This window comes from Halorhabdus tiamatea SARL4B (assembly GCF_000470655.1).
Taxonomy (GTDB): Archaea; Halobacteriota; Halobacteria; order Halobacteriales; family Haloarculaceae; genus Halorhabdus; species Halorhabdus tiamatea.
Map to the genome: position 1 here is coordinate 975,669 of NC_021921.1, position 18,184 is coordinate 993,852.

An 18,184-nucleotide genomic window follows, 5' to 3' on the forward strand; every position below is an offset into this window, starting at 1 on the left:
GACGATCTCACCTGTACTAACCAAAGTCAGACAGAAAATGTCACCTTCTGAGAGTTTTAACAGTTACGCCGCTGCAGAGACCGACGACGACTGGCTCAAACTATTCGCGTTCGCATGGAACCAGCTTATCTGAACACTACCGTTAAACGCGGCCCTTTATTTGTAGCCCAGCATCTGGAGATGCTCATCCACAGCTTTATCGTCTATTTTATCATGGCTTTGGGGGCCTTCTTTAGTTATTTGTCGACGTTTGTCACCCTCAATCGACAGCCAGGGAACGTGTCTTAATTCAGAACTATATATACCTTCGTAATGAAAAAATTGTTTGCCGGCCACTTTTTCACCAAGTAATTCACCATGATCAGAGGTGATTACAGTTTTACCCGAGAGTTCATCTACAATATCTGCCACATATTCTAAAACAAATTTTAAATTTTCTTCATACACTTCCTTTAATACGTCATCTGATATATATCCTCTAGTAGCTAACGTCATCAGACCATTCACTACATTTTTATCGTCTTCAATAGATGAGTGATCTGTCCAGTAGGAAAACTCAAAGCCCTGTTTTCTGAATTTATTTCGAAGTTCTTTAGCTTTAGTGCCAAAATACGGATCATGAGGTTGGAGATAGTGAATAATAAGTCGTTTGTTGGGATTTTTTTCATATTGATCAATAGATATTTCATTTACACGCTTGGGATGAACATTATTAACGTGCCCTGCCTCGATCACTTTCCCGTTATTACTTACTGACTCTACACGTGAGTTTGATTCAATGATTCTCTCACCCGTGTACGTTGTCACAATATCATGAAAATAGTCTTGAGCAACAACCGATGTGTAAGGATTTGCGGTGACCATAACACTATCGTGATAGGGAGAATTAGGAAAACCTTTTTCATAAAATTCTTTACTGTGTCCTCCTGGGGAGACGACTCGGCTCAATTCGCCCGAAAATATATTATGTTTTTTAAATATATCATAGCGACAAGCGTCTAATATTATTAAATTGTCCCAATCTTTCTGCATGATATTAATCCCGGAGCCGTATTTTTTTTCAAAGTGATTTTTTGTTACGTAGTTATTGAATTTGAGTTCAGTTAGAGTTTTTAAGTTCCTGAGTTCAGTCAGCAATTTAATTGGATTACTTACCACGCCTAGCAGATTTTTTAGATTATATCTATCTGAAATCATTCTTGACAATCTATTTTAATGGAAGTATCCAGAGGATGCATTCAGTCATTTGGTTCGCCAATAGTGTCAAAAACCATATGTCCACTTTCATATTGGCAAACTCGTATTATCTAATGGCTCCATCCCCTTTCATGCATGTACACTACAACAAACATAGTATGATATATTCATAAGCTTTCCCATGTTATTATCTCATCGGCTTCAATTGTTTGCGCTGCAGTCTGTCCAAGTATGATATTTAACATAGTTGGAGAAATCCCGGTTCCAGGACGTTTAATCGCCAAGTCATTTTGAGAGATCTCTTCGCCCTCTTCTATTGTGCGAGCTGCAACAAGACTTCGCCGGGCATGTTTACGGCTTTCCACCTCCGCGTCAATGGGTGCTTTTCTAGAGATCCCAGTAGTGGCATTCAGCCGATTAATGTTCCGACGGAACGTTTGAATATCCTTGGGATCCATTGCATGATAGTGGTCGTTCCCTTCCAAGGATTTGTCGAGTGTGAAATGCTTTTCGATAACCTTAGCTCCCTTCACAACAGAATTCAAAAGTGTTATCATTGAATCATCTGGAGGAACATGATCTGAGTATCCAACTGTATATTCAGGATACAATCGATGAAGATGCTCGATCATCCCGAGATTGGCGTTATCTTGTTCTGTAGGGTACTGAAGAACACAGTGGAGTAAACACAACTCTATGTCTGGTGCTTCTTCTTCAATCACGCGAACTGCATTGTCGATTTCGCCGACAGTACTTGCCCCAGTAGATAAGAGTATTGGCTTCCCCTTGTTTGCCACATAGCGGAGCAGGGGATGATTGGTGATATCAGCGCTAGCAATTTTATATGCAGGGACAAGTTCTTCGAGGTAATCTACGGCGTGGAAATCAAATGGTGTTGAGAGGAAGTCAATCTCGTGGTTATCCGTCGTCCATTTCGAGATCTCTTCAAATTCATCCGCGCCAAAATCATCGTATTGAGAGAATAGTTCGTATTGATTCTTTGCTGACTCTTCACTTGTATCCCAGTATGCGGGCGACTGTTTCGAAGCAAGTTGGTCCGCTGAATACGACTGGAACTTTACGGCATCAGCACCAGCTGTGGCAGCTTTGGAAACCATCTTCTTTGCAGCTTCAAGAGGAGGTATCTCTTCTTTTTCTGCAATATCGAAATAATTGACTCCGATTTCTGCGATTAAATATGGCTGTTCGCGACTGTCGATATTTCTGCTATTTATTTCCATAGTTATTTTCAAACAATATTTGTTTGATTCGCTCTACTCCCTTCGATATGTTGTGATTCTCGAGCGCATTGCGCATTGTTTGACGTGTCGATCTATCATCAATATAGTCTTTGATCGCGGTCCGAATATTCTCTTCGGTCACATAGTCTGCCAGACCTAGAGAGAGAACACCCCGTGAAATGTGTGCATATGGATGTTTTTGCTCCCTGTCGTTCTGTGCAATCGATATCACAGGAAGATTTAGCGACCCTGCCTCATATAACGTGCGGCCATTAGATGTGACTAATAAGTCTGCTTGTTCCATATGCTCAGCCATAGAGTCAATATTTTGACTTACATCAACTTGAATATCAGAAGGGAATTGTGAAATAATTGGGTCGAGTGTCTCCCGCTTAGAATACCCTAGTCCTAGCACCACATCTAAATGCACTTTATGATCCAGATTAGATAAGGCACGAAGCGTTTTTGCAGTGAGATTATTTTCATCGCCCCCCCCAAATGAAATCATAATTCGTTCCACAGTGGGAATTTCCGAATGTGGTGTCGCATACCGAAATTCATTCCGCAAACAAAAATATTCGAAGCCGAAGAAGCGGTTCTCTAGTGGATTTGAGTGTTCATATAGTGCATTGATTACGGCATCAGCATAATTACTCCCGGTACCCAGATCCTCGAAGTTAACAACGCGGGTAGCATATTTTTGAATATCTTTTATATATTCTGCAGAAGTATCTAAGATATCATTTACGACTATATCTGGAGATTCCGACTGAATATACTCTATGAACGAGGTTTCATCATTAAAAATACGATAATCGTAATTACTTTCATTCAGCATTTCAATTGCGAGACTGTCCTTTGATTCGACCGCGAATAAAATGTCGTGTGCAAATAAGTGGTCCGCGATTGTGATTCCCCGATAGACATGGCCCGTTCCTGCGCTTTCATTTCCAATTACTCTATAAATGACCTGTTTCCGCTGGAGTTGACTTTCAGCTAGTAACCAATCCGAATATGTATCAATATCTATTCCCTTATCTCGAGAGACCTGATAGAGATGGGGGTCTTCGCCTATGCGAAGTCCATCTTCTATTAGATCGCAGTGGGACAAAAACACGCCAACCTCTTCATAAATAGAATCCATTAGCTGTCTATTTTTTCGCCCCTCTGAAACAGGTTTATAACCACTAGGAGCCTCTTTCCAATAGTTGTGGGTGCTGTCTTTAACAAATACCACACTCTTGGAATCGCGATTTAAGCCAGTATTAAGGCCTTCGTCGATCGACTCGACAGATATGAGTGGTACTGTCGGTTGAAAACTAAGCACATACCGGAAGTCATTATTGACTTCATCAAGCGCATGTTTAGTAACAGGTGCGAGCGGGACATCATCGGTCGCCAGATCTTTGGGCCGATCAATAATGGAGTCTACACCGTACTGCCGTCCAATTTGTGCTATTTCAGAACTGTCCGTAGTTAGAGCCACATGATCGACTATATCAGATTTTTTGCTTGTTTCAATTACATGAGCAACTAATGGGAGGTTACCCAGCTGGCGCAAATTTTTCCTTGGGATCCCTTTAGACCCCTTTCTTGCAGGTATTATTGATACAATTTTCCCGGTCATAACGGTCACATCGACATCTCGGTCGCACTTTGTTGGGAGTGATTAAAGAGTTGTCCTCTTGTCCTCAGATCTCCTCACCCACTCCGCGACTGAATCGCATACAGCTCCGCATACTGCCCGCCTTGGTCGATTAACTCCTCGTGTTCCCCAGTCTCGACAATCTTGCCTTCATCCACCGAGTAAATGCGGTTGGTGTTCTTCACCGTTGAGAGCCGATGAGCGATCCCGATCATCGCGTAGTCGCGCTCCATGTTTTCGATGGACTGCTGGACTTTTTTCTCCAGATTAGAGTCAAGATCGCTTGTCGCCTCGTCTAGCACCAGTACGTCGGCGTCTTTCAACAGCGCCCGAGCAAGTGCCACTCGCTGGCGCTGTCCACCCGACAGTCGGACGCCATCATCGCCAAGTTGCGTCTCGTATCCCTCTGGCAGGTCATCGAAGAACTCGTCTACTTTAGCGATCCGAACTACACGATCCAACTCTTCCTCAGAGACATTCCGATTGCCGATCGTCAGGTTATACCGCAGAGTGTCATTGAAGATGAACGGATCCTGCCGCACGACGGCAATCCGCGAGCGCCACTCGTTGATATCCATCTCGTGGATCGACCGACCGTTCGCCCGAATTACTCCGGAATCAGGTTCATACATCCGAACCAACAATGAGACGATCGTTGATTTGCCGGCTCCAGATTGGCCGACGAACCCAATGAACTCTCCTTTTTCGAACTCGAAGGATACTCCAGAGATTGCATCATCTTCCTGCCCCTCGTAAGAGAACCGCGCGTCGTCAAACTCGACCGTCTGGACCTCGTCAGGAACCGCCTCTGATTCGTCTGTTGGTTCGGTATTCCGCGCAAGTTCGTCGATAAACTGCTGCGTTCGAACGAGGTGAGGCAGATTGTTCTCAATCCTGTAGAATTTCGAGTTCAACCCGCTTGCTTTCGGCCCAAGTCGGAACATCGCGAACAGAAACACACCGAGCGCCCCGAGCGAGAGATTTGCGAACGTGAGCGCGACGTAAATCAGCACGAACACTGAGATCGCGGTCAATAGATTGTAGAAGTTCTGGATCGCCTGCTCGTTGCGTCGCATCCTGATACTCGAACTGGCATACTGATTCACCGCATCGAGAAAGTCATCGAAGAGTTCGCTTTTCAGTCCGAACAACTTGGTATCACGGATCCCCTGTGTCCCGGCCTGGGCAGCCTGTTGGACCTCCTCGTTCGCATCTGCGACCTCGTCACCGAGGTCGTATCCCGACTCAATAATGAACCGGAACAACACAGCAAACCCACCGAGGATTATTACTGCAAAGAGCGTGAGAAACGGTGCGATGACCAACGCCAGCAAGAGATACATCAGCGTCAGGAACCCCTGTTCGATGAAATTGATCACGAACCGAATCGTCCGCCCCGCGTATTCAGACTGTGTGACAATAGCGTTCAGGATATCGTCAGATCCCTCCTGATCGAAGTACTCGATTCGTGCATCCAGTGCATGATCGAACGACTCCCGTTGAAGATATCGAGTATAATCAATCGACAGCGCACTCTGCATCCACCGCACGAAGAAAGTTAACGTCCACCGCGCGGTTAGCACGGCACTTACCCCGACAACGACGAACCCCAGCGTAAACGGAATCCCCAGGAACTTGTAAACCCGCACAAACGCCAGCATGATGCCGTCAGCCTGTTGGGCCGGATCACCCGACGATTGCACGATCTCGACAATGGGAAGGATAAAACCAAGGCCAACGCCTTCCAGTAGTGCCGCGAAGACTCCACCAAAGATGATCGCCACAATGAGACGAGGCCGGTATTTGGCAACCCGGATCAGGGCCCGGAGTTGCTCGCGCCGACCGATGTTTTCAGTGTCGCTCATTGAGTAATGGATTCTCCGCCTCGGAGTATATATTCGTTGATCCAACGACAGACGACAAAATCCCAAGGCCAGAAATCACCTGAACGCTCGAACAAGTCCTGAAGGGGTTTGTCCGGGCAATACCGCGCTGTAGTGGTGTTACACTGCCCACGACGGTACCCCAAGGTCGAGATCTCGATCGCACTACGAGATCCACTCAATTGCCGATACTCACACACCCCGCACCGAATGCACTCTCAGCTTGGCTCAGAGTTTTCAAGGGCTTTCACCACGATATCAGGATCGCGCAGTAGTCGGTGCTCTAGATAACTCCCTTCACCCTGGCCACCACCAGTGTGGTTGGATTCCGTCACACCTAGGAATGCCTGCTCCTTGAGTAGACGGTACACACGATCTTCGGAGAGCGGTGTCGCATCCTCACGCTCTACAATTCGCGTATACAGATCGTATATTCGGTGTGTGCGAAACGCCTCTTGTTCAGGATTATTGGCAGTCAACAGCGCCAGTGCGTGCAAGATGTGTTTGACGTGTGGCGTCGTCCCACTCACAAGTTTCTGGAAGCGATTAATCTCGGCCTGTTGGACGGCGTCATCGACGTGCTCGACCGACACCGTGTCCAATCCCTGCTTCTCGGCGAGCCGACCCGCCTCGTACAGCGTATCCACGGCCTTCCGTGCATCCCCGTGCTCTTTCGCGGCGAGGGCAGCAACCTTCGGGATGACGTCGCCATCAAGCACGTCATCCGCAAACGCGTCGGTACGATGCTCCAAAATCGCACGGAGTTGTCCAGCGTCGTACGGATCGAAAATGAGTTCGTTGTCCTGAAGACTCGAGTCGATTCGCTCGTTGAGTCGCTCTCGGTACTCAATCTTGTTACTGATGCAGATCGCTCCAACGTGCGCATCCACTTTGCCACTCTCGCGGGCACGTGAGAGGCTTCGCAGCAGTTCATCGTCGTCTAGTTTGTCGATTTCATCGAGAATAACCACAAAGACAGCCACCTGAAACTCGTTGAGAAGTTCCCACACGATATCGCGATAGTCAGATGCGGCGATCCCGACCCTGGGAACGTCCGTCTCCGTATCAAGCCTGGAGACCAGTTCCCGGGCCATCTCGCGACTGGCTTTCGCCTCTGTTTGATAGTCTGAACAATCGACGTAGGCGTATGCCAAAGAGACGTCGTTTGTTTTTGCCTCCTCGTGAGCTTCCCGAGTCACACACCGCGCAACGAGTGATTTTCCTGTGCCCGTCTTCCCATAGATGATCGTTGTCTCCGGTGGCCCACCAACCGTGGCTGGACCGAGCGCGGCCCCGATCGCATTGATCTCCTCGTCACGGCCGACGACACGTTCGAGATCGGGGACATGACCCACGCGCAAGAGTTCCCGGTTCGCAAAGACACTTCCCGTTTCGAAGATCCCATCCGTCTCCCCGGAGTCGAACATGTGAATATGTGGGATCTACTATATTATAAAACCACCGACTATACAACGAGTGAAGAAAATATTATAGTCTAAACAACCGTGGAAGCAGCTTTTCAAAGGCTATTTTATATCTATTTTCCTCAGAATTCACACCAAACACCGAGTGAAACACGCAGCACTCAAAATCCAATTAGCAGCAAATTCAAGAAGGCTTCTCAGATGAATTCTTAACACGGTTCACGTCGGAACGTGTCCTCGCCAATACACTCGTTGCGAGGTGTGTCTACACTCATTCGAATGGCTAAATCGCGAAGATACACTCGTTATGAGGGGTGTCTCAGCGCTATCGTGGTATAGCTACAACTGCCAGAATATACAACAGGATTTAGGATACTATCGGTCATTGACAGGGAGGTGTCCGGAGAAACATTTCGAAAATGTGTTTCTGTGGCCTAACCAGTCCATTCCTGGCGGACTGAAAGGGCGAGGGGCGCTCGCGAGTCGAAACGACGCAAGCACCACAGCGAACAATGTGAGCGAGGAGCGCAGCGAGTAGCAGGCCGCGAGCGGCCCGAGGGCTTTCATCGTTGAACCAAGACTGACGCAGATCACAACCCTTCCAGAACCTCAGTCGTCCTTGCAACCGTTTCCGTCCAGTCGAACGAGCCCGCAACAACAGAACGTGGATCCTCATACTCACCCCCAAGCATCGACTCCAACCCCGAAACAAACCCACCAACATCCCCGACCGAAACTGTCACTCCAGCACCCTCTACCACAGGCGCGACCTGCTCCAGATTACTCACCACAACCGGCAACCCGGAAGCCATCGCCTCCAGCACGGTCCGTGGCAACCCCTCGGCTCGACTCGGCAACACGAGCACGTCCCCGGACCGATACACTTGCGGCATCTCCTCGTAAGGCACTTGCCCCAAGAACGTCACCTCATCGCCAGCCATCTCCTCTAAGTCCGACCGCATCGGCCCGTCGCCGACCATGTACAGTTTCCCGTCCAGCTCGTCAGGCAGCCGCGACACCGCCCGCACCGCGTCCTGGGGTCGCTTCCCCTCGACCAACCGCCCGACGAACAACACCACCGGCCCATCGTGATCGATCCGGTCACTCCCATCCCCTTCGGGCGTAAATCGCTCTGTATCCACACCGTTCGACACGACTTCGATCCGCGAGTCCACGCCGAACTCTCGAACCCGATCGCGATCCTCGTCAGTGTAACAGAACACCACGTCAGCTTGCTCAAACGTCCACCGACCCACGCTCCGCAGGTACAGGTCGAACACCCACTCGGGAGCACTCTGGGAATACAGGCCGTGGTTCGTCAGCGCCAGCGGCACGTCCCCCAATCGACGCCGTAGTGCGGCCAAGTTCGTCGAGAAGTACAGATGTGAGTGCGCATGCACTACGTCGAAATTATCCGCCGAGAAGAGATACCGTGCCAGCCCGGGACTGATGTCGTTCCCTAGCGCGGAAAGCGCAGGATCGTAGCGCACCACCGTGTACCCTGCACGCTCCTCGACGTGGGGAAGCGAGTCGTCGTGACGGACGGTCGCCAGCGTGACGTCGTGGCCCATCGCGGCCTGGTCGCGACTCATCGCGTGGACGTGGTAGGTCCCGCCGCCGGGAACCTCGGGGTAGACTTTCTGGGCGACACGCAGGATACGCATACGTGGACATCCATACCCGGCAGAAAGAACATACCGGTTCGTACGCCGCACCTTTATACGATGCTGGGACCAAACTGTTGGTATGACGACGATCGTTCGCGACGACGAGATCCGCGATGGGTCCCCACGGATAGCGGGGACGCGAATCACGGTCTTGGATTGTAAGCGACGCGTTATCGATCAGGACGAGGACCCACACGTCGTCGCCGGTGAGTACGAAATATCGATGACAGCGTTGTTTACCGCACTAGCGTACTACTACGAGCATCGCGAGGAACTCGCGGATCGGGAGCACGCCTACGAGGCGGCACGTCAGGAAGGTGAGCGTCGAATCCAGACCCTTGTTTCGAACGGGGCCGAATCCATTGAACAGGCTGATTGAGTACCGATGCAGATTCTCGCCGATACCAACGTCCCCGACGAGTACGTCTCCGCACTTCGTGGGGACGGACATACGGTCGTCTACAGCCGCGATATCACGCAGCTAGGGCCAGAGGCGTCCGACGCTGCGATCACTGAATATGCCGAATCAGAAGGGTATGCCATCCTATCGACGGACGTCTCCGACTTCAGCGAGCGAGACGCGACAGTCCCAATCCTCGTCGCACCCCAGGACATGTCAGGTGGGGATGTGCGGGCCGCAGTCGCACGTCTGGCCGCCCTCCCGTTCGATCCTGCAGAGACGGAGCCGATTTGGCTCACTGGATTGTGATCGTTGTCCAAGAGAGTCGGCGTCAGTGAGTAGCCAAGAGCGCACCTCGTCGTCCAATCGGACGTGACCGAGCAACGCCACCGCCTGGTGCTGGCCGATCCCGAGGTAGACGCCATGTCACCTTCTACGGAACAACACCGAAGTTGACACCGCCGGAAAAGCCCAGCCAGAACGTTTATCGTTTCCAGTATCCAAACTCCAAACAGACGATGGGAACCGACCAAGAAAACGCGTACGTGCCCACCGACACCACGACCAGCGGAGCCGGACAGATCACGGAGCTGGGCCCAGTCGTTGACATGCTGGAGAAGCCACAGATGGCAGCCCTGTATACCGCAGCACGCGACACCATCTCGACAGTCCCCGAACTACAGGACCACGTCGAGTTGACGAAATCGACCGTCTACGAGTACGTTGCCGCCCTTCAGCGCGCCGGCCTGTTGAGTGAAGTCGAGACCGATGGTTCCGCGAAGAGTTACACGGCCCACGAGTTCACGGTGACACTCGAAGTTGATGGGATGGTCGTCGAGATCACACCGGACGTGGTCGAGGTCCTCTCCCACCAACACTCGCTACCCGAGATCGAAGGCTTCCTCGAGCAGTATGGCCTGGGGACGCTCGCGGCGTTCATCGACCTTGCCTACGAACATGCTGCCGGTGAGGTGACGACCCGGATGATCGCGGATATCCTTGACGTCTCCCGGGGCAGTGCCTACGATATGCTCGAACACGTCGGCCGGATTCTCGATATCGGAGACGAACCGACGACCGACCACGCTACAGACCTCAGTGACGACGAACGTGATGCGCTGCTCGAACGATGACAAGCGGCGGACGAAAGCCCAATCAACGGTCTCGGTACACGGCCAACCTGGTCGATACGGGCGTCTTTCGTGCGATCGGCAAACCACCGAACGCACACTACGACGCACTCAAAGACGCCGCCGTGACTGCAGACACGATACTCCATCTTCCAGCAACGATCTACGAAGAACTCGGGGGATCCAGCGAGACAGATGAGTTTCCTGCTGGCAGCGACTACGTTGACGACGCAATTCGTGGGGGGTGGATAACGGTTGCTGAGCCACTTCCCGGTGCGCGAACCGACGACTACGAGGACGTGACCGCTCCAGTAGAACGATCACGGCATGACGCACACCAGGTCATCGCCAATCTAACGAATCATCCGAAAACAGTCAACCAGTGGGACGATACAGCACTGGTCGGTCTCGCCGTACGTCTGTTCGAACAGAACGAGCGTATCCGGATTATCGTCCACACGACGGACCGTGCACTGTCGAAAGCTGTCCGCGTCGTGGTTCCCCACTATGGCTACTACGAGATCAAATGTCGATACTACCCGCCTCAGTCGGTCCAAGACCGTATCACGATGGGAGAGAAATTCACGTGGTAGAGTGGTTGGCTTACGGAAGATTCGAGGCGAAAGCCTCGCCCTTCAGGGCGGGAATGAAGCCGAAATGATATATCACTTTCTGCGTGACTGTGGCCTTCTGTAATCCTAATGTTTATAATATCTGACTTTGAATAATTGGATGTGAGCGACCGGCCACGGCGAACGAATACGTACACTGCCGACCCGGTCACTGACCGGTATCGGGAGTGCCTGTTTGACTGGCTGGCCGCACACGCCCCGCTCTGGAACCAGATCACCTACCGTCGCCGTCAACAGTACTTCGACGACGATGGTGACGTGTGGGACGCTGAGTACACCGACCTATACGAGAAGTACGCTCCCCTGCTCGGGAAAGCAACGTGCCAGCAACTTGCACGGAAAAACAGCGAAGCCTGGCGGAGCCACTTCGAATTGCTCTCACTGTACCGTGACGAGTCGAATCAGACTGTGACGGAGAAACCGTCACCACCCGGGTATTGGGGGAATCGCGACGACGGCTACGAGTTGCACGGTCTCGTCCGGAACGACCTCTACACGTTCGATTGGGATGAGGACAAGAGTACAGTCGAATTCGGCGTCGGTGACGTACTCGAAGATCGCTACGATTTCGACCACAACGAACGCATCACCCTCGAAGTCCGAGGCAATCCGCAGTGGCGTGGCGACGACAGTCGATTGGAACTCATCTACGATGAGCACGCTGACCAGCTTCGTGTCCAGCACCCTGTCCGCATTCAGTCAGACGACGTGCAAGAACAGCGGCAGGATGCCTTCACTCACACACTCAACGACGAGAACACGACGCAGTCAGCCGCAATCGATGTTGGCGCAAACAATACACTGGCGGTCGTCACGGAAACCGGTAACACTGCCGTATACCACGCCCGGCCCGAGTTCGAACGGTTCCAGGACCACTCGGAGCGAATCGCAGCCCTCCAATCCAAACTCCCCGAAGAGCAGTACACGAGTGGTCGGATTCAACGCGTGTCCGATCAGCGGTCACGGCAGCGTGATCATAGCCGCGATGCAGCGGTGAAACACGCCGCTGAGTGGCTCCTCAAACAGAACGTTGACACGGTGTACGTCGGTGACTTAACTGACGTACTGGAGACGCACTGGTCTGCGGATGTGAATGAGAAGACGCACGCGTTCTGGTCGCACCGCCAACTCGTTGAACGGATCACACTCACGCTTGGTGATGTTGGCATCACCGTGATGGAGACTGGTGAATACGATTCGAGCAGTGAGTGTCCGATGTGTGGGAGTGGTGCGGTCACTCGGAGCGGTGATTCGTTCCGGTGTGACGCGTGCGACTTAGAGGCGCACGCGGATGTTGTGGGGGCATGGAATATCTTGCAGTCTGAAGTTGGGCCGATGGCTCGGCCTGCTGCCCTGTCTGCTGAACGCGGTAGGGACGCACCTACGGATGGGGCGTACTGGCAGTGGAACGACCACGAGTGGATACCCGCCAAGTTTGGGGAACAGTCGTGGTCGCTTGACCAACCCAGCGTCAGCGAACCCGCAAGTTCACAGCCGGGGTAATCGACTGACTGGATTACCCACGGAGGAATCCTCGTGCTTCAGCGCGGGGAGGAAGTCAAGCGTCCGTCGGCACGATTTCGACGTCGAGTAGCTCGTGAATCGGTTGCTTGTCGAAATCGTTCGCATTGGCCGTTGCGAGCGTCCCACCGTGCCGACGTACTGTCGCCGCGACGAAAAGATCTCCCGTATCGAGTGCCGTCCCTGCGTTTTCAAGCAACGATCGGAGAGTCGCCGCCTGCAGACTCGTCCGGGTGTCGATCGGCGAGATCTCGTTGAGGACATCTTGCTCGAGCTGTCGAAGCTTCTCCCCCCGCTGTGACTGTGGATAGAAACTGAGAAACTCGTAGGCGACGAGCGACGAGATCCCCCAGGGCTCGGCATGCCGGCCCTGTAGATACTCGACGACGACGGGATCCGGATTCGGTCGCGCGAACTTCGCGAGGACGTCGTTGTCGAGGTAAAGCATCGACACCACTCAGGACTGCTCCAGCTCAGTGTGCATCCCGTCGGTACGCTCGGCGAGCGAATCGGCGAGATCAGCACGCGCCTCTCGCATGTGTTCTTCGATGCCCTCGTCGGCGAACCCGGCCAGTGCCTCGACGTCTCCCTCAGTCCGGTCTACTGCGAGGCGTGCCAGCAACTCGTCGAACGTCTCGTCGGATCGCTTTACCGCTTCGAGTTTCCGTTTCGTCTCCTCGCTGATCCTGATCGAGCTACTCATGTTGAATACAATGTATTCGAGGGTGGTAAAGCTACTGCTGATGGCGTGCCACCTCGCAAAGACACTCGATGTCAACTGCCACGGGCACGGTGGCCCGTGGCTTGTCAGTGGACTCACCGCGTCATGCCGAACTGTCTTGTTCGGTGTTCACGAGTCGGCATCCCTGACTTCGAGGGCCAGTTGACTGCGGCCCGTGATCGACGACAACTGTGGGCCGCCGACCACTAACAGAATGAAAGGATGCCAGTTTGATAAGAATTATGGACAGTTCGGCCAGTGTCGGCTTCCTCCCCGCCCACGGTGTTGACGCAAATCGAAGATTTGCGAAAGCCGAAAACCGTCGGTTTTCGGAAGGGCGGGGAATCCGCCTTGCTACCTAGTTTGAAAATCGATGGTTGCAGAACTCATCAATTCATATATTTAACTAGGGAAGGAAGATCGTCTTTGCAAACGTTTATGGTTTCTAGTTTCGTAATCGTATACAACATGAGCTACGATACCGAACACGTCCGGAACGCGGATGATACGCCGGGAATGATTACTGGCATTCCGACGTTCGCGGAATTACTTGATAATGCTGATCTCGCTGCCCTTTACACTGCCATACGGCGCTCATCAACCGCATCTGGCCCAGAACTCGTCGAAACGATGGATGTCTCGAAGAAGACAGTCTATGACTATCTGCATAAGTTGGAGCGGGCGGGCTTGATTCGGCAAATCGACGATGACGGGGGCACTGCTGTGTACGCCGCTGAGGAATTCGAACTGTCGATAACAGTTCGAGAAACAGAAGTCACGATCACGCCGGAACTGGTCGAAGTCATCGCACAGGAGGACGGATATCCGACTATCGAGCGCGTGCTTAACGAGCACGGAATCACCACGTTCGCTCTCGTCTACGATCTCGTGAAAGCCCACGCCGCAGGCGACGTCACGATTCGACAGATCGCTGATCTCGCGGACCTCTCTACGGGAACAGCGTATGATCTCGTTGAAGCCCTGTATTCGATTCGCTCCCTCGGTGACGACGAGTCGAGCCCGATGACGTACACGCCGGGCGATTTCGATGCGGCGGCGGACGATTTGCTTGCGGAAATCGACGACGAGTGAATCTCGTAGTGATCGATGTATACTGCCAATATCGCGGACACGGTGATATTCCGGAGTTTAGGGAAGCATCCCAATCCACGACTCAAGGCACTTCGGTCTGCCGTCCAGAAAGCTGAGACCGAGATTTGGGTTCCCGCAACGGTCTACCACGAGCTGACTGATGCTGGAAACAATGACACGCCAGCGAATCCATACCTGGATCCAGCCATCGAAGCGGGGTGGCTTCGGGTAGCGACACCGCTTCCAGGCGATCGACGTGCCGAGTTCGATAGTAGTACCGGTCCGGTCGAACAAGCACGTGTTGTCGCTGACGAGTTTCTGAATCAGCAAAGCAAGTATCCGGAGATGAATAACTGGCGGGACGCCGCGATAGTTGCGCTGGCAGTTCGCCTCTTCGAGGAGAACACGCGAATCCGCGTGATAACTCACACAGCAGACCAGAATCTTGCGGAAGCGTGTGCCCGGATCCCACCCGAATTTGGCTACTACGATATCGAATCGCGGTACTATAACCCACCACAGACGGCGAAGACGAAGTTTCCCACTGTCGATCAGCTCAAGTGGAGTAATCGATAACCGGTCGGAGAAAATCGACCGCGTGCGTCGGAATCCAAAGACAGCATAACTGTATCATTCCGTTGCCTTCAAATTATGAACGACCTCGAGCCGATCGACGATCTCCGCTGTGGGTTCGATCGACTCCACGATCGACCCCACTGGCTTGTAGGCCATCGGGGCTTCGTCGAGCGTCGACTCGCCAACTGACTCCGAATACACTTCGGTCATCGCCGTCTCGAAGTCCTCGACAGAGAGCGTCTCGTGAGCCTCGCGACGCCCCATCGTCCGGCCGGCCCCATGGGGAGCCGTTGAGTGATACCGCGGATTCCCTTTCCCACGCGCCAGTAGCGAGCCTTCGGCCATGTTGAACGGAATGACGAGTTGCTGACCTGCCCGGGCCGGCGTCGCGCCTTTCCGGATAGTCAGATCGCGGAAGTCGACGTAGTTGTGGATCGACTGGAACCGGTCGACGGGATCGAGCCCAAGCGCCGCACAGATAGCGTCGCTCATCAGCTCGCGGTTCCAGCGTGCGTACTGCTGGGCGAACAGCATATCGACGTAGTAGCCGTGGGCCTCCCGACCTTCGAGCCAGTCGAGATCCTCGTTGCGATCTTCGAGAGCTTCCTGCGGCCGAGAGACTGACCGAAAGACCGCCTCAACCTGCTCGCCCTCGAAATCCGACCGGATCGCGTCCTTGCGAACGTGCGATTCACCCTTGCCGCCGGTGACCCACGCGAAGAGGTCTTCGTCGCTGACGGTCTCGGGGTCGAACTTCAGATACTCGGCGTACTCCTCGGGCAACGCCGCCCGGATGGCGTCGGCCTCGCGATATTGCGTCGCCTTCGCCTGCCAGTACTCGGCGACGGATTTCCCGAGGTATCGTGAGCCGCTGTGGATGACCAGCCAGTACTCGCCAGAATCCCGGGCCCTCGCGAACTCGACGAAGTGGTTCCCACCGCCGAGCGTGCCCGCGCCGCGGATCACATAGCCCATGCCCTGGCGCGAGCCAGCGAGCACGCGCCGACACAGGGCCTTGAAATACTCCCCGTCGTAGCCGTCGAAGTCGAACTCGATCGGGTCGATCGGGCGACCGAAGCGCTCGCGGTAGGCGGCGTCGAAGCGCTCGAACACGTCGTTCGCCCGCTCGAACGGAAACTCGTTGACGAGGTGGGGTGCGTCGTCGTAGTCGTGGACGGCCCGTCCCATCGGCACGGCCTCGCGCACCCGTCGCTCGCGTTCCGGGCCGTCGAGTGGCAGGTCCTCGCCGAGGTTCGTCGCGACCATCCCGCAGCCGACGTCGACGCCGACGATGTTGGGGACGATGCGATCCGGCAGCGGCATGGTGAACCCGATCGGCGCGCCCGAACCGACGTGGGCGTCGGGCATCATCCGGATCGGCTCGGTGAACGCCGGGTGATCGACGAGCGTCCGGACCTGCTCGAGACAGTTCTCCTCGATGAGCGACTCCTCGTCGACGAGAAACGTTGCAGTCGTGTGTTCGCCTGCGATTTCGATTGGCATGGATATCACGTCGTTGGTGGGTGAGAGAGTGTTCGATGGAGCGTTTCGACAGTCAGTGCCGGCTCACTCGTCCGGTCGGTCGATGCCGTGTTCCAGATCGTCGAGATCGCGTTCGAGTCGGTCGACGTGGGCTTCGAGTGCCTCGACGTCCATCAACGCGAGGCGAAGATGTGCCTCGTCGCGGTCCGGCATCAGCGGCAGCCGACTCGTTGTCGTCCCCGGTTCGTCCGGAGATCCGGCGCGTTTGCGGATCAATTCCTCGCGTGCCGCACGGAGTTCCCGGCGGAGGAGTTCTGCGTCTTTCATGGTTGGTAACGCTGCCGTGGTACAGCTCGCTACGGCCCGGACGGGCTCGCGCGAACCGTTTCACCGGCAGCGTCTGGATCCTTTCGTAGATCGAGGCATGTGATAGCCGTAGCGAGTGGTTTGGTAAGTACTTTCTGTCGATTCGATACATTCTCTCGGCTGTACGGTACTGCCTGGTGGGTGCATTACTCTGTCTGAGCATCTGATGCACCTTCGAGAAGCAACTTGACTACGTGCTCGTCGCCGCAGGACGAACATGCCACGAGCGCGAGCGGAAGGTCCTCGCCGGCGATCAACTGACCACCACATTTTGGGCAGGACATCCCGAGCGCGAGCCGCTTTCGCTTCCGAGCACGCCGCATCCGATCGCGAATCAGCCACTCGCGCTCGCGCTCGAGAGCTGCCATCTCCTCGGGATTGGCCCTGGCGTAGCCGACGGCTGCCTGGACCTGCTCAATGCGAAGGTGGGAGTATACTTCCTCGGCGATCTGCTCGATCGACTTCTCTTGCTGATAGTGGGTCCAAATGTGGTGGACACCGATGCGATGGCCGTCGAGTCGCGGCTGGCCGCCGAGCTGGTCGTCCCGGACGATCGCTGCGGGCGCGTCGGACTGTTCGTGTTCACTCATGTGTTGCTGGATCGAGCCACGAGCGTTCCCGTATCGTCCACTCCTCGCCACAGGACTCGCAGGTGAGCGGACCACCAAAACCATCCATCACGAGATCGCCACCACAGGTGGGACAGCCTGCGGACGTATCGCGCCCGATGGGCACGAGCAGGAGCCGGAATGCGGTGTCACAGTCGGGACAGTGAAGTGTTCGGTCGGTGACGTCGTCTTCGTTGCTCACAGTCGCGTCGCAGTCCGGACAGCTGAGAGGCATCACACCGGCTTCCGAATCGTCGTGCACGCAACTCACGGGGGATCCACCTCCGCAAGCACATCCACGCCAGCGTGATCGGCGAGACGATCCCGAAGTGCCGAATCCGACACCGACGCCGTCTCGACCGTGGCCGTCGCTCTCACGCGCGTCGCCGAGAGTCCCGGTTCGATTCCGTGGAGTTCGTCGATAGTCGCCCGGACTACCCCACTGGTGCGTCTCAGTCGCCGTTCGGCGTCGGTCACGAGATCCACAGCCCCGTCGTTGGGAACGCGGATCGCGACCCTGATCGTCGTCGTTCGCGGTGCGGTCTTGCCGTTGTCAGTAACTGTCATTGATGGATTCTCCATTGAGTGATGCCTTCGCT

At 54.1% G+C, this 18,184-nt stretch carries 20 protein-coding genes; 7 read left to right on the forward strand and 13 right to left on the reverse strand.

Going from position 1 to position 18,184, the window contains the following annotated elements:
* Nucleotides 1–156: 156 nt before the first annotated feature.
* From HTIA_RS16245 to HTIA_RS04960, 6 genes are all read right to left on the reverse strand, one after another.
* Entirely contained in the window at nt 157–1,158 is a 1,002-nt protein-coding gene (locus HTIA_RS16245; RefSeq protein WP_148290927.1) for an alkaline phosphatase family protein, read from the reverse strand.
* Nucleotides 1,159–1,364: 206 nt separating this feature from the next.
* The gene (locus HTIA_RS15720) at nt 1,365–2,438 is read right to left on the reverse strand and encodes an N-acetylneuraminate synthase family protein (protein ID WP_008524260.1); all 1,074 of its coding nucleotides are present in this window, start codon (nt 2,436–2,438) and stop codon (nt 1,365–1,367) included.
* Nucleotides 2,425–4,065, reverse strand: coding sequence for a cytidylyltransferase domain-containing protein (locus HTIA_RS15725; RefSeq protein WP_008524258.1), 1,641 nt, complete (start codon nt 4,063–4,065; stop codon nt 2,425–2,427). Before HTIA_RS15725 ends, HTIA_RS15720 begins: the two co-directional genes overlap by 14 nt.
* Nucleotides 4,066–4,139: 74 nt before the next feature.
* Nucleotides 4,140–5,948 carry an ABC transporter ATP-binding protein gene (locus HTIA_RS04950; RefSeq protein WP_008524256.1) on the reverse strand — a complete coding sequence of 603 codons (1,809 nt, stop codon included), beginning with the start codon at nt 5,946–5,948 and terminating at the stop codon, nt 4,140–4,142.
* Nucleotides 5,949–6,184: 236 nt separating this feature from the next.
* Nucleotides 6,185–7,393 (reverse strand): Cdc6/Cdc18 family protein, encoded by a 1,209-nt coding sequence (locus HTIA_RS04955; protein WP_008524254.1) that lies wholly within the window; start codon nt 7,391–7,393, stop codon nt 6,185–6,187.
* A 587-nt stretch (nt 7,394–7,980) separates the two neighbouring features.
* Nucleotides 7,981–9,054: a glycosyltransferase family 4 protein gene (locus HTIA_RS04960; RefSeq protein WP_008524252.1), complete on the reverse strand. Its 1,074-nt coding sequence runs from the start codon at nt 9,052–9,054 to the stop codon at nt 7,981–7,983.
* 82 nt (nt 9,055–9,136) lie between these two features.
* Here HTIA_RS04960 and HTIA_RS04965 point away from each other — a divergent pair, with 82 nt between their 5' ends.
* The 5 genes from HTIA_RS04965 to HTIA_RS04985 all read left to right on the forward strand — a co-directional run bounded on the left by HTIA_RS04965 (nt 9,137) and on the right by HTIA_RS04985 (nt 12,722).
* Nucleotides 9,137–9,436, forward strand: coding sequence for a DUF433 domain-containing protein (locus HTIA_RS04965; protein ID WP_008524250.1), 300 nt, complete (start codon nt 9,137–9,139; stop codon nt 9,434–9,436).
* Between the two features lie 6 nt (nt 9,437–9,442).
* Nucleotides 9,443–9,766, forward strand: a complete 324-nt coding sequence (locus HTIA_RS04970) for a DUF5615 family PIN-like protein (RefSeq protein WP_008524248.1) — start codon at nt 9,443–9,445, stop codon at nt 9,764–9,766.
* A gap of 209 nt (nt 9,767–9,975) precedes the next feature.
* The gene (locus tag HTIA_RS04975) at nt 9,976–10,590 is read left to right on the forward strand and encodes a DUF7437 domain-containing protein (RefSeq protein ID WP_008524247.1); all 615 of its coding nucleotides are present in this window, start codon (nt 9,976–9,978) and stop codon (nt 10,588–10,590) included.
* Entirely contained in the window at nt 10,587–11,180 is a 594-nt protein-coding gene (locus HTIA_RS04980) for a hypothetical protein (RefSeq protein ID WP_008524246.1), read from the forward strand. The genes HTIA_RS04975 and HTIA_RS04980 overlap by 4 nt, the downstream gene beginning before the upstream one ends.
* Before the next feature lie 141 nt (nt 11,181–11,321).
* Nucleotides 11,322–12,722, forward strand: coding sequence for an RNA-guided endonuclease InsQ/TnpB family protein (locus tag HTIA_RS04985; protein ID WP_008524245.1), 1,401 nt, complete (start codon nt 11,322–11,324; stop codon nt 12,720–12,722).
* 55 nt (nt 12,723–12,777) lie between these two features.
* Here the strand turns inward: HTIA_RS04985 and HTIA_RS04990 are convergent, their stop codons facing one another.
* Nucleotides 12,778–13,188: a type II toxin-antitoxin system VapC family toxin gene (locus HTIA_RS04990; RefSeq protein WP_021029636.1), complete on the reverse strand. Its 411-nt coding sequence runs from the start codon at nt 13,186–13,188 to the stop codon at nt 12,778–12,780.
* Between the two features lie 9 nt (nt 13,189–13,197).
* A complete protein-coding gene (locus HTIA_RS04995; protein ID WP_008524243.1) occupies nt 13,198–13,443 on the reverse strand; it encodes a DUF7557 family protein in 246 nt (81 codons plus the stop codon).
* Between the two features lie 486 nt (nt 13,444–13,929).
* Here HTIA_RS04995 and HTIA_RS05000 point away from each other — a divergent pair, with 486 nt between their 5' ends.
* Both HTIA_RS05000 and HTIA_RS05005 read left to right on the forward strand, forming a co-directional pair.
* The gene (locus HTIA_RS05000; RefSeq protein ID WP_008524242.1) at nt 13,930–14,553 is read left to right on the forward strand and encodes an ArsR/SmtB family transcription factor; all 624 of its coding nucleotides are present in this window, start codon (nt 13,930–13,932) and stop codon (nt 14,551–14,553) included.
* A gap of 15 nt (nt 14,554–14,568) precedes the next feature.
* The gene (locus HTIA_RS05005) at nt 14,569–15,129 is read left to right on the forward strand and encodes a hypothetical protein (RefSeq protein ID WP_008524241.1); all 561 of its coding nucleotides are present in this window, start codon (nt 14,569–14,571) and stop codon (nt 15,127–15,129) included.
* A gap of 54 nt (nt 15,130–15,183) precedes the next feature.
* Here HTIA_RS05005 and HTIA_RS05010 read toward each other — a convergent pair whose 3' ends face one another.
* The 5 genes from HTIA_RS05010 to HTIA_RS05030 form a co-directional block, all read right to left on the reverse strand.
* On the reverse strand, nt 15,184–16,632 hold the full coding sequence (locus HTIA_RS05010; protein WP_008524240.1) for an RNA-splicing ligase RtcB: 1,449 nt from the start codon (nt 16,630–16,632) through the stop codon (nt 15,184–15,186).
* Nucleotides 16,633–16,695: 63 nt separating this feature from the next.
* Nucleotides 16,696–16,938, reverse strand: coding sequence for a hypothetical protein (locus HTIA_RS05015; protein WP_008524239.1), 243 nt, complete (start codon nt 16,936–16,938; stop codon nt 16,696–16,698).
* A gap of 185 nt (nt 16,939–17,123) precedes the next feature.
* Nucleotides 17,124–17,567, reverse strand: a complete 444-nt coding sequence (locus HTIA_RS15425) for a DUF433 domain-containing protein (RefSeq protein WP_008524238.1) — start codon at nt 17,565–17,567, stop codon at nt 17,124–17,126.
* Complete coding sequence (locus HTIA_RS16600) at nt 17,560–17,787, reverse strand: hypothetical protein (protein WP_158413116.1); 228 nt, start codon at nt 17,785–17,787, stop codon at nt 17,560–17,562. The genes HTIA_RS15425 and HTIA_RS16600 overlap by 8 nt, the downstream gene beginning before the upstream one ends.
* 65 nt (nt 17,788–17,852) lie before the next feature.
* Nucleotides 17,853–18,152 carry a hypothetical protein gene (locus HTIA_RS05030; protein WP_008524234.1) on the reverse strand — a complete coding sequence of 100 codons (300 nt, stop codon included), beginning with the start codon at nt 18,150–18,152 and terminating at the stop codon, nt 17,853–17,855.
* Nucleotides 18,153–18,184: the final 32 nt, after the last annotated feature.

Excerpts from the sequence above, each read along its gene's own strand:
- HTIA_RS15720 (WP_008524260.1), bottom strand. The coding sequence starts at position 2,438 with ATGGAAATAAATAGCAGAAATATCGACAGTCGCGAACAGCCATATTTA.
- HTIA_RS15725 (WP_008524258.1), bottom strand. The coding sequence starts at position 4,065 with ATGACCGGGAAAATTGTATCAATAATACCTGCAAGAAAGGGGTCTAAA.
- HTIA_RS04950 (WP_008524256.1), bottom strand. The coding sequence starts at position 5,948 with ATGAGCGACACTGAAAACATCGGTCGGCGCGAGCAACTCCGGGCCCTG.
- HTIA_RS04955 (WP_008524254.1), bottom strand. The coding sequence starts at position 7,393 with ATGTTCGACTCCGGGGAGACGGATGGGATCTTCGAAACGGGAAGTGTC.
- HTIA_RS04960 (WP_008524252.1), bottom strand. The coding sequence starts at position 9,054 with ATGCGTATCCTGCGTGTCGCCCAGAAAGTCTACCCCGAGGTTCCCGGC.
- HTIA_RS04965 (WP_008524250.1), top strand. The coding sequence starts at position 9,137 with ATGACGACGATCGTTCGCGACGACGAGATCCGCGATGGGTCCCCACGG.
- HTIA_RS04970 (WP_008524248.1), top strand. The coding sequence starts at position 9,443 with ATGCAGATTCTCGCCGATACCAACGTCCCCGACGAGTACGTCTCCGCA.
- HTIA_RS04975 (WP_008524247.1), top strand. The coding sequence starts at position 9,976 with ATGGGAACCGACCAAGAAAACGCGTACGTGCCCACCGACACCACGACC.
- HTIA_RS04980 (WP_008524246.1), top strand. The coding sequence starts at position 10,587 with ATGACAAGCGGCGGACGAAAGCCCAATCAACGGTCTCGGTACACGGCC.
- HTIA_RS04990 (WP_021029636.1), bottom strand. The coding sequence starts at position 13,188 with ATGCTTTACCTCGACAACGACGTCCTCGCGAAGTTCGCGCGACCGAAT.
- HTIA_RS04995 (WP_008524243.1), bottom strand. The coding sequence starts at position 13,443 with ATGAGTAGCTCGATCAGGATCAGCGAGGAGACGAAACGGAAACTCGAA.
- HTIA_RS05000 (WP_008524242.1), top strand. The coding sequence starts at position 13,930 with ATGAGCTACGATACCGAACACGTCCGGAACGCGGATGATACGCCGGGA.
- HTIA_RS05005 (WP_008524241.1), top strand. The coding sequence starts at position 14,569 with ATGTATACTGCCAATATCGCGGACACGGTGATATTCCGGAGTTTAGGG.
- HTIA_RS05010 (WP_008524240.1), bottom strand. The coding sequence starts at position 16,632 with ATGCCAATCGAAATCGCAGGCGAACACACGACTGCAACGTTTCTCGTC.
- HTIA_RS05015 (WP_008524239.1), bottom strand. The coding sequence starts at position 16,938 with ATGAAAGACGCAGAACTCCTCCGCCGGGAACTCCGTGCGGCACGCGAG.
- HTIA_RS15425 (WP_008524238.1), bottom strand. The coding sequence starts at position 17,567 with ATGAGTGAACACGAACAGTCCGACGCGCCCGCAGCGATCGTCCGGGAC.
- HTIA_RS05030 (WP_008524234.1), bottom strand. The coding sequence starts at position 18,152 with ATGACAGTTACTGACAACGGCAAGACCGCACCGCGAACGACGACGATC.